Consider the following 6,395-nt stretch of genomic DNA (forward strand, 5'->3'; position numbering starts at 1 on the left):
AGGACACTATGAAAGAACTTGCAAAGCAGTACGATCCCAGTCAGGTGGAAGATCGTATCTACCAGTTCTGGCTGGATGGCGGCTACTTCCACACGAAGGCCGATCCGGACAAGAAACCCTACACCATCGTGATGCCGCCGCCGAACGTTACCGGTCAGCTGCACATGGGTCATGCGGTGGATAACACCATGCAGGATATCCTCATCCGCACCAAGCGGATGCAGGGCTATGCCGCCCTGTGGGTGCCCGGCACCGACCACGCTTCCATTGCTACCGAAGCCAAGGTGGTGGAAGCCATGCGCGCCGAGGGCCTGACCAAGGAGATGGTCGGCCGCGACGGTTTTCTGGAGCGCGCCTGGGCATGGAAGACCAAGTACGGCAACCGCATCGTCAGCCAGCTGAAAAAGCTGGGCAGCAGCTGCGACTGGGAGCGCGAGCGCTTTACCATGGACGAGGGCTGCTCTGAGGCTGTCAAGGAAGTGTTCGTGCATTTGTACGACAAGGGGCTGATCTACCGCGGCAACCGTATGGTCAACTGGTGCCCCCACTGCAACACCTCCATCTCCGACGCCGAGGTGGAGTACGAGGAGAAGGACGGCAGCTTCTGGCATCTGCTGTACCCGGTCAAGGAGACCGGCGAGATGCTGGAGCTGGCCACCACCCGCCCCGAGACCATGCTGGGCGATACCGCTGTGGCTATCAACGGCGAGGATCCCCGCTACGCCCATCTGCACGGCTGCCATGTGGTGCTGCCCCTGCTGAACAAGGAGATCCCCATCGTCTGCGATGAGCACGCCGATATGACCAAGGGCACCGGTGTCGTGAAGATCACCCCCGCCCACGACCCCAACGACTTTGAGGTCGGCCTGCGTCACGACCTGCCCATTGTGCGCGTGTTCACCTACGACGGCCACATGACCGGCGCTGCCGACAAGGCTGCAGCCGATGCCCTGTTTGCTGCCGGCAAAAACACCGTCAACGAGCCTCAGGTGCTGGACTGCGGCAAGTACGCAGGTATGACCACGCTGGAAGCCCGCAAGGCCATTCTGGCTGACCTGAAGGAGGGCGGTTTCCTGAAGGAGATCGAGCCCCTTAAGCATGAGGTAGGCACCTGCTACCGCTGCCACTCCACCATCGAGCCCATGGTCTCCAAGCAGTGGTTCGTCAAGATGGAGCCGCTGGCAAAGCCCGCCATCGAGAGCGTGGAGAAGGGCGAGATCAAGTTTGTGCCAGAACGCTTTACTAAGAACTATATGAACTGGATGAAGAACACCCGTGACTGGTGCATCAGCCGCCAGCTGTGGTGGGGTCATCAGATCCCGGCTTGGTACTGCGACGACTGCGGTGAGACCGTGGTGGCAAAGTCTGCTCCCTGCACCTGCCCCAAGTGCGGCGGCGCAAAGCTGACGCAGGACCCCGACACGCTGGATACCTGGTTCTCTTCTGCCCTGTGGCCCTTCAGCACGCTGGGCTGGCCCAACGAGGACAGCGCCGACCTCAAGTATTTCTACCCCACCAATACGCTGGTCACCGGCTACGACATCATCGGCTTCTGGGTCAGCCGCATGATCTTCTCCGGTCTGGCCTACACCGGCAAGGCACCCTTTGACACCGTCTGCATCCACGGCATCGTCCGCGACAGTCAGGGCCGCAAGATGTCCAAGAGCCTTGGCAACGGCATCGACCCGCTGGAAGTCATTGCCCAGTACGGCGCAGACGCTCTGCGCTTTATGCTGGTGGATGGCTCCACCCCGGGCAACGATATGCGCTATATCGAAAAGAAGGTGGAGGCTGCCCGCAACTTTGCCAATAAGCTGTGGAACGCCACCCGCTTTGTGCTGATGAACCTGCCTGAGGACTTTGAGCCGGATTTGCCCAGCGAGGAGCTGCTGGACATGAGCGACAAGTGGGTGCTGACCAAGCTGAATCAGGTGGCCGGTGCTATGACCGACAATCTGGAGCACTACGAGATGGGGCTGGCTGCTGCCAAGATCAACAGCTTTATCTGGGATGTCTACTGCGACTGGTTCATCGAGATCGCAAAGCCCCGCCTGAACTCCGGCGATGCACAGCAGGCCGATACCGCCCGCCGCGTGCTGGTGTATGTGCTGGATAAGGCACTCAAGCTGCTGCACCCCTTCATGCCCTTCATCACTGAGGAACTGTATCAGGCGCTGCCCGGCTCTGCCGAGACCATCATGACGCAGGCTTGGCCCACCTTTGACGCCGCTCACAACTGGGCAGCCGAGGAGGAAGCCTTTGAAAAGGTGATGGATTATATCAAGGCTGTGCGTACCATGCGCACCGAGATGAACGTGCACCCCGCCAAAAAGACCAGCATGATCATCGAGACTGCTGATGCAGCCCCCTTCCAGAACGCACAGGTCTATCTGGCTAAGTTCGCCTTTGCCACCGATGTGACCTTTACCGAAAAGTACGAGGGCAGCACCGACGGTATGGTGCAGGTGTCCACCCACGCCGCCCGCGGCTTTATCCCCATGATGGAGCTGATCGACCGCGAGAAGGAGCTGGCACGCCTGAACAAGGAAAAGGCCAAGGCTGAAAAGGAAATGGCCATGTTTGGCAACCAGCTGAACAACCCCAAGTTCGTGGAGCGTGCCCCGGCGACTCTGGTGGAGGAAATCCGCGCAAAGTTCGCCAAGAGTCAGGACAAGCTGGCCAACATTGAGCAGAGCATCAAGGCGCTGGGTTGAGACTGTGGAACGCTATAACGATACGGAGCGCACCTCGTTGTGGGTCATTGCGGGGCGGGTGATCTTTACCGCTGCACTGATTGCCTGCATCTGGTTCATCTTTTCCAACTCCATGGCGGTGGCAACAGTCTCCACCGGCTCCAGCGGCCGGGTGCTGGCATGGATGCGCATTATCCTGCGCCGCTTGGGTCATCCGGGACTGGCTGACCGCCTGACCATGCACATCGTGCGCAAGCTGGCACACTTTTGCGAGTATATGCTGGAGGGCTTTCTGCTCATGCTCTGTATGCGGGTGTACAGCCGTCACCCGCTGCGGCATATCACCGTGCCCATGCTGGGCGGTGTGCTGACAGCGCTGACCGATGAGACCATTCAGCTCTTCTCGGAGGGGCGCAGCAGTCAGGTCACCGATGTGTGGCTGGATTCTGCCGGTGTTCTGGCAGGCATCCTTGTCGCCATCGTGCTGCTGCTGGCCTGCGAGGGGCTGTATTATCACATGAAAAGGAGACACGAATGACCATCCAAAAGGCGAATCAGTATTTTGCAGCTCTGCCGGACGGCTTTGCCGACCCGGGACAACTGGGCGCGCTGCTGCCCGCTTCGGTGCAGCAGGTGCAGTTTGTGGGCGTGGCAGGCACTGCCGGTAAAACGGCGGTGGCGCGCCTGCTGACGGCCATCCTGCACGCGCAGGGCATTCGTGCCGGTGTCTATCATGCCGGGTGCGAGCCCCTTGCGGCCCGTATCCGGGTGGCAGGCAAGCCGGTGGACGAGACACTGCTGTGCCGCGCCGCCGATGCTCTTGCCGCCCATGAGAAACTGCCTATGCAGGCGGCGGAGCTTGCCACCGCTGCGTACTGCTTTGGCGAAGCCGGCTGCACGCTGGCGGTGGTAGAACTGCCGGACGCGGGTCTGGCTGCGGCACTGCCCCAAATGCCGGTGTGTGCTGTCACAGCGGTGGGGCCGGACGGCGTGAGCCGCTCGGTGGAGCGTCTGGCTGCGCTGGCAGGCGGCGTGATGCGCAAGGACAGCATCTGCGTCACCGCGCCGGAACAGCCCAAGGCGGTGCTCAGTGAGCTGATTGTTGCTGCGGGCAAGTGCGGCTGTGAGCTGGTAGTGCCCGACCCGGAGGATATCACCTTTTTGGAAGCAGAACAGTTCGCCAGCCGGGTGGACTACGGCGGCTATACGGTGCCGCTGGCCTTTCTGGGGCGTCACGCCGCAGGCAACGCCGCCATGGCGGTGGAGCTGGCACTGGCGCTCTGCCGCAAGGGGGCAGACATCTCTGATGAAGCGATTCTGGATGGCATTGCTGCCGTGGACAACCGCTGCAGCATCCGGGTGCTTTCTCAGCGCCCGCTGGTCATTCTGGATGCCTGCCGCACCCCGCAGCAGGCTGCTGCGCTGCTGCGCGTGCTGAACATGGCTAAGGTGCGCCACATGAGCGCCATCATCGGCCTGACCGAGGAGGAGGGCGCCGAAGCCTTCTTCTCCGCGCTGGAAACCGGCCTGAGCCCCGAGGAACAGAAAAAGGATAAATCCACCATGCCAGGCATGAGCGAGAGTCCCTTTGATAAGGTGTATCTCGTCACGCCCGCCGGTGTGGAGGAGCAGCTGACCCGGCGTCTGACCGAGAAGGCAAAATATCACTTTGACGCTCAGCTCTGCACCAGTCTGGACGAAGCAGTGCAGCTGGCGCACGCCAACACCCGCCGTGGATTGCTGGTCTGCGGCAGCGAGGCGGCAGCGCTGGAAGCTGCCGAGCTGCTGGCAAAGGCATAAACCGCCGACAGCTTTTTCTAAAAAATAACCCGAAGATCCCGTACACTGAAGCTATGTGTACGGGATCTTTTATTTTGCAAAAAAGGAGATGGACAAGCAATGGCAACGGTGACCTTCAGCGCGGCAGGGGAGACCCTGTACGCCTATCTGGCGGGCGAGATCGACCACGATGCCGCCCAGAGCCTGCGGATGCAGCTGGACGATGCACTGGTCAGCCGCAGCCCGCGTACCTTGATCGTAGACCTTGGCGGGGTGGGGTTCATGGATTCCTCCGGCGTCGGGCTTATTCTTGGGCGGCAGCGCTGCGCCCGCGTTCTGGGCACGAGCCTGCGGCTGCAGCACGCCCCCGCGCAGCTGCAAAAAGTCCTGCGGCTGGCAGGCATCCCTTGTACGGAGAACATAGAAAAGGAGAATGCGCAATGAAAGCAGAGAACAGTACCCGCATCCAGTTCGATTCCCTCAGCAGCAATGAGGCATACGCCCGCGGCGTCACGGCGGCCTTTCTGGCGCGGTACGACCCCACCGTGCCACAGCTTGCCGACCTGAAAACGGCAGTGTCCGAGGCGGTGACCAACTGCATCGTCCACGCCTACCCGGAGCGGATCGGGCCGGTGTGCATGACCATAGCGGTCTATCCAGACCGGGAGGTGCACATCACCATTACAGATAAGGGCATCGGCATCCCCAATGTGGAACAGGCCATGCAGCCCTTGTTCACCACCGGCAACCCGGAGGAACGCTCCGGTCTGGGCTTTGCAGTGATGCAAAGCTTTATGGACAGGGTCAAGGTCACCTCAAAGCCCGGCAAGGGAACAAAGGTGCTGCTGGTCAAGCGTCTGTCCCGGCGGGAGCCTACATAAAAAAGAAAGGCGGTCCGGTATATGGTAACGGATAAGACCCGGCGGGAAGCATTCATCACACAGAATCTGGGGCTGGTGCACGCCTGTGCGGGCAGATTTCGTGGGCGCGGCATGGAGTATGACGATCTATACAGCGCAGGGTGCGTGGGACTGATCAAGGCCTACGATAATTTTGACGAGAGCCGGGGCGTGTGTTTTTCCACCTATGCCGTGCCGGTGATCCTTGGCGAGATCAAAAAGCTGTTTCGGGATGGAGGTACGGTCAAGGTGAGCCGCTCCCTGAAGGAGCTGGGAATGAGGGTGCAGGCAGCACGGGAGCATACCATGAAGCTGTGCGGCTCAGAGCCTACCTTGCAGCAGCTGGCAGAACAGCTGGATGAACCGATAGAGAATGTAGCCCTTGCCATACAGGCTGCGCAGCCCGCCATGAGCCTGACCCCGGAAAATGGCGAGGACGGGGACCGGCAGCTGGATATCCCGGTGGAATCCCCGGAGGAGGAACTGGCGGATAAGATCAGTCTGGCAGAGGTGATCGAAGCGCTGCCGGAGCAGGATAAGCAGCTGATACGCCTGCGCTTTTATGGCAACCGCACCCAGAGCGAGACTGCAAAAGCACTGCACACGACTCAGGTGCAGATCTCCCGGCGGGAACGCAAGATCCTGATCCGACTGCGCACCCGGCTTTTGGAGGAATAAGGGAGGAAGTGTCTATAATAAATGTAAAAAACTGGGCAAAAAGTCAAAAGAATGATTTTGGTGTAAAAAATGTAAAAAAGTGCTTGCTTTTTGAAGGATGCTGTGCTAAAATACATTACTGTCAGGCAGACGTCCGACAGAATGAAATACTTCAAAAACGACGTCAAACGGAGAGATTCGACAGAATCAAAAATGAATCTCGAAAATCTTTCAAAAAAGTGCTTGACAATTTATCACGAAAGTGATAAGCTAACTAAGTCGTCAGCCGCAAGGCTGCGGCGCACAGGACCTTGAAAATTGAACAATATCGAAAGAACTTGTAACGGAACCTATTTTCGTGTTGGAA

General features: G+C 59.5%; 6 protein-coding genes. All 6 read left to right on the top strand.

Features of this window, described 5'->3' with window-relative positions; translation table 11 throughout:
* Positions 1 to 8 precede the first annotated feature (8 nt).
* Positions 9 to 2,714, top strand: a complete 2,706-nt coding sequence (locus C4N24_RS13600) for a valine--tRNA ligase (RefSeq protein WP_112091848.1) — start codon at positions 9 to 11, stop codon at positions 2,712 to 2,714.
* A 4-nt stretch (positions 2,715 to 2,718) separates the two neighbouring features.
* The gene (locus C4N24_RS13605; protein ID WP_112091849.1) at positions 2,719 to 3,231 is read left to right on the top strand and encodes a VanZ family protein; all 513 of its coding nucleotides are present in this window, start codon (positions 2,719 to 2,721) and stop codon (positions 3,229 to 3,231) included.
* On the top strand, positions 3,228 to 4,493 hold the full coding sequence (locus C4N24_RS13610; protein ID WP_112091850.1) for a folylpolyglutamate synthase: 1,266 nt from the start codon (positions 3,228 to 3,230) through the stop codon (positions 4,491 to 4,493). The genes C4N24_RS13605 and C4N24_RS13610 overlap by 4 nt, the downstream gene beginning before the upstream one ends.
* 99 nt (positions 4,494 to 4,592) lie before the next feature.
* Positions 4,593 to 4,916, top strand: a complete 324-nt coding sequence (locus C4N24_RS13615; RefSeq protein ID WP_112091851.1) for an anti-sigma factor antagonist — start codon at positions 4,593 to 4,595, stop codon at positions 4,914 to 4,916.
* Entirely contained in the window at positions 4,913 to 5,353 is a 441-nt protein-coding gene (spoIIAB, locus tag C4N24_RS13620; RefSeq protein WP_005925208.1) for an anti-sigma F factor, read from the top strand. Before C4N24_RS13615 ends, spoIIAB begins: the two co-directional genes overlap by 4 nt.
* Before the next feature lie 21 nt (positions 5,354 to 5,374).
* On the top strand, positions 5,375 to 6,049 hold the full coding sequence (locus C4N24_RS13625) for a sigma-70 family RNA polymerase sigma factor (RefSeq protein WP_112091852.1): 675 nt from the start codon (positions 5,375 to 5,377) through the stop codon (positions 6,047 to 6,049).
* Positions 6,050 to 6,395 lie beyond the last annotated feature (346 nt).

The organism is Faecalibacterium prausnitzii, assembly GCF_003287405.1.
Taxonomy (GTDB): domain Bacteria; phylum Bacillota; class Clostridia; order Oscillospirales; family Ruminococcaceae; genus Faecalibacterium; species Faecalibacterium intestinale.

Coding starts and splice junctions, on each gene's coding strand:
- C4N24_RS13600 (WP_112091848.1), top strand. CDS start 9: ATGAAAGAACTTGCAAAGCAGTACGATCCCAGTCAGGTGGAAGATCGT.
- spoIIAB (WP_005925208.1), top strand. CDS start 4,913: ATGAAAGCAGAGAACAGTACCCGCATCCAGTTCGATTCCCTCAGCAGC.
- C4N24_RS13615 (WP_112091851.1), top strand. CDS start 4,593: ATGGCAACGGTGACCTTCAGCGCGGCAGGGGAGACCCTGTACGCCTAT.
- C4N24_RS13610 (WP_112091850.1), top strand. CDS start 3,228: ATGACCATCCAAAAGGCGAATCAGTATTTTGCAGCTCTGCCGGACGGC.
- C4N24_RS13625 (WP_112091852.1), top strand. CDS start 5,375: ATGGTAACGGATAAGACCCGGCGGGAAGCATTCATCACACAGAATCTG.